Origin of the sequence: Pseudomonas sp. NPDC096950 (assembly GCF_044762525.1) — a bacterium.
Classification (GTDB): domain Bacteria; phylum Pseudomonadota; class Gammaproteobacteria; order Pseudomonadales; family Pseudomonadaceae; genus Aquipseudomonas.
The window spans coordinates 2,506-5,070 of sequence record NZ_JBIWEL010000051.1; the positions used below are offsets into that span (position 1 = coordinate 2,506).

3 protein-coding genes and 1 tRNA gene are annotated in these 2,565 nt (G+C 53.5%); all 4 read right to left on the reverse strand.

Features of this window, described 5'->3' with window-relative positions; translation table 11 throughout:
• Window positions 1–14: 14 nt before the first annotated feature.
• Window positions 15–96: transfer RNA gene (locus ACIQY3_RS34150), tRNA-Phe, on the reverse strand.
• A gap of 142 nt (window positions 97–238) precedes the next feature.
• Window positions 239–679: a hypothetical protein gene (locus tag ACIQY3_RS34155; RefSeq protein ID WP_403029048.1), complete on the reverse strand. Its 441-nt coding sequence runs from the start codon at window positions 677–679 to the stop codon at window positions 239–241.
• A gap of 7 nt (window positions 680–686) precedes the next feature.
• The gene (locus ACIQY3_RS34160) at window positions 687–1,436 is read right to left on the reverse strand and encodes a pantothenate kinase (RefSeq protein ID WP_403029051.1); all 750 of its coding nucleotides are present in this window, start codon (window positions 1,434–1,436) and stop codon (window positions 687–689) included.
• A complete protein-coding gene (gene birA, locus ACIQY3_RS34165) occupies window positions 1,426–2,385 on the reverse strand; it encodes a bifunctional biotin--[acetyl-CoA-carboxylase] ligase/biotin operon repressor BirA (protein WP_403029053.1) in 960 nt (319 codons plus the stop codon). Before birA ends, ACIQY3_RS34160 begins: the two co-directional genes overlap by 11 nt.
• Window positions 2,386–2,565 lie beyond the last annotated feature (180 nt).

Here is a 2,565-nt window from a genome sequence, read left to right on the forward strand (position 1 = left end):
CTCGCTAAATTTGTTGGAGTGGGATTGATTCGAAGCTTCGAAGTCGTTGACGTCAGATTTTCAGTCTGATCCCTTTGGCCGCTCGGGAACCCCTCCTAAGCGAGCCGGCATTCTATATCATGCCAGCCTTCTGTCAAGCATTTTCTCATTAAAAACCTGAGGTTAGCTGCGTTGACCACGCTTCGTAGTGCTTACCGTTAAAGGTCTTCACTGCGAAGCGGGCGCCATTCTATGCAAACTATTCGACAGGTGCAACCCCCTCGCACGGCATTATTTTATGTTTTAACTCATTGAATTCTTTGGAAAGGTTTTGCAGCTTGGAGTCATCCAGCAAACGCCGGCTTTCAGGTGCCACACGGACCCAGAATCCCCCGGACTCAGGGGAGTCCTTTGGCAACGACTGAACCTTTATATCCATGCTGCTTAATCGGCGCTCGATTGCCTGCTGACTGTCCTGCCGAGTGAAACCTCCCACATAGAGGCAATCACTGTCCGCCTGAATGGGCTTCCCCTTGTCACGAGCAGCATCAGTCGCCTCACTTAACAAGCGAATGTCCTGCTGGGAACCCCGATATAGGCTTAAGGGCGTTACATCTTTCGCACGCAGTGGCGCCTCTTGTTGATGCCAGACGTAATAAAACAAATTGAGAACAAGCAGCAGCAGAAACAACCAACGCATAAGAACCTCAGGGCAAAGGACACGCCATAGCCAAACCTACGAACACCAGATCAGGGACTACCCTGGCCTCAGGCACAACCCCGGAGACCTGGTCCGCATCACCACCAGTAAGGAATACAGTGAAACCCTCCCCCCAATAGCTACGCGCCAACTGGAGCTGGGTCAGGACAAAACCCCGGAGCATCAAGGAACACCCTCTTTCAACCGCCTCAACGGTTGTGCGACCAGGAACAAGGCTTTCCAAAGCTCGCTCAGCTGCAAGATCACCATAACGGATTCGCCGCGTGTGAGTGCGCAGCTGGTTGCGCATTAAAGGCAGGCCTGGACAAATGAATCCTCCCAGATGCTCTCCGTCGCCCGCTACGAAGTCAGCAGTGACCGCTGTGCCAAAATCCAACACAAGGCAGGCCCCAGAAGCCAGATGAAACCCACCGAGCATTGCAAGCCAGCGGTCGAGACCAAGCCTTTCGTAATCTTCGTAGCCGTTACGCACGCCGGATATTTCACGAGCGGGTGCCGCACATATCACAGACACCCCAAATGCGCCTGTTAGAAGGGAAATCAGGGCGCTGGTTTCTTCGCCGGTTCTGACACTTACCAAGCGACAATGCTTGAGAGCCAAGCCACTGAGCTGGTCCAAACTCTCCAGCAACGCAAGATCCGAATCAACCACACCTTCTGCGACCACCAGCCGGACGTCCGCACCGAGCACACGCCACTTGATAAAGCTGTTTCCGCAGTCGAGCTCAAGAATCATCACGCAACCTCAAACTGAGCTCACCACCACTAAAGATTTTTTCCACTCCGCCCACCTTCAAGCGTAAGGCACCCTGACTGTCGATACCCATTACAACCCCGTCTACCTGGTTTACACCGGCAATCAACGACACAGTTCGCCCTTGCCATAGATGGTTTTTCTCCCACTCAGCATGTATAGCGGCAAACCCATCGCTTTGATGTCGACTCAGATATGCCTGCAGCACGAGTCCCAGGTCCGCCACCAACTGATTGCGATCAAAAACCTGGCCAGACTCAAGTCGCATGGATGTCCACTGCTGATCAACTTCATCAGCTGACTGCATGTTTACATTGATTCCTACACCGAGCACCACATGACACACATCTGCGGGATCGCCCACCAGCTCGAGCAGTATGCCGGCGATTTTTTTCTGCCCGACAAGAAGATCGTTAGGCCACTTCAACCCCACACCGGGAACACCTTGTTTTCTCAAGGCGTGCATTACGGCGAGCCCGACAACCAGACTCAGGCCTTCCAGCTGCCGCATCCCACCCTCAATGCGCAACACCAGACTGTAATAGATGTTTTCCGCGAATGGACTCACCCATTTACGACCTCGCCTTCCTCGACCAGCCGTTTGCCGCTCTGCAAGCACCAAAAAGGGCGCAGCTTGCCCCCGCTCGATGGCGCGCAGAGCTTCGGCATTGGTAGAGTCAATAGAATCGAAGACCTGGACAGGCCAACCGCAAGCGGGCGACTTGGCATCTATTTCAACAGGATCGAGCAGAGTTAGCGGGGCAGCCAATTGATAGCCACGTCCGCGCACTTTATGGATTGACAAACCCAACTCAGCCTCTAAATGCTGGAGCTGCTTCCATACGGCAGCACGGCTAATGCCTAGAGCGGCGCCCAGGGCCTGACCTGAATGGAATCGGCCATCCTTAAGAAGCTTTAACAACGTCAGCATGCAAGTCTCGCCTCACAATGAGGCCCGAATGATAGCCATGCCCCGAGCCGTTGCATAGAAACCCTATTGATCGGATTTTTCTTCGGGCAAAACAAAACCCCTACCTGCATACGCAGATAGGGGTTTCGGAATTTAATCTTGACGATGACCTACTCTCACATGGGGAAACCCCACACTACC

Bases quoted from the DNA above. Each gene is read 5' to 3' on its own strand.
- ACIQY3_RS34155 (WP_403029048.1), bottom strand. From the start codon at position 679: ATGCGTTGGTTGTTTCTGCTGCTGCTTGTTCTCAATTTGTTTTATTAC.
- ACIQY3_RS34160 (WP_403029051.1), bottom strand. From the start codon at position 1,436: ATGATTCTTGAGCTCGACTGCGGAAACAGCTTTATCAAGTGGCGTGTG.
- birA (WP_403029053.1), bottom strand. From the start codon at position 2,385: ATGCTGACGTTGTTAAAGCTTCTTAAGGATGGCCGATTCCATTCAGGT.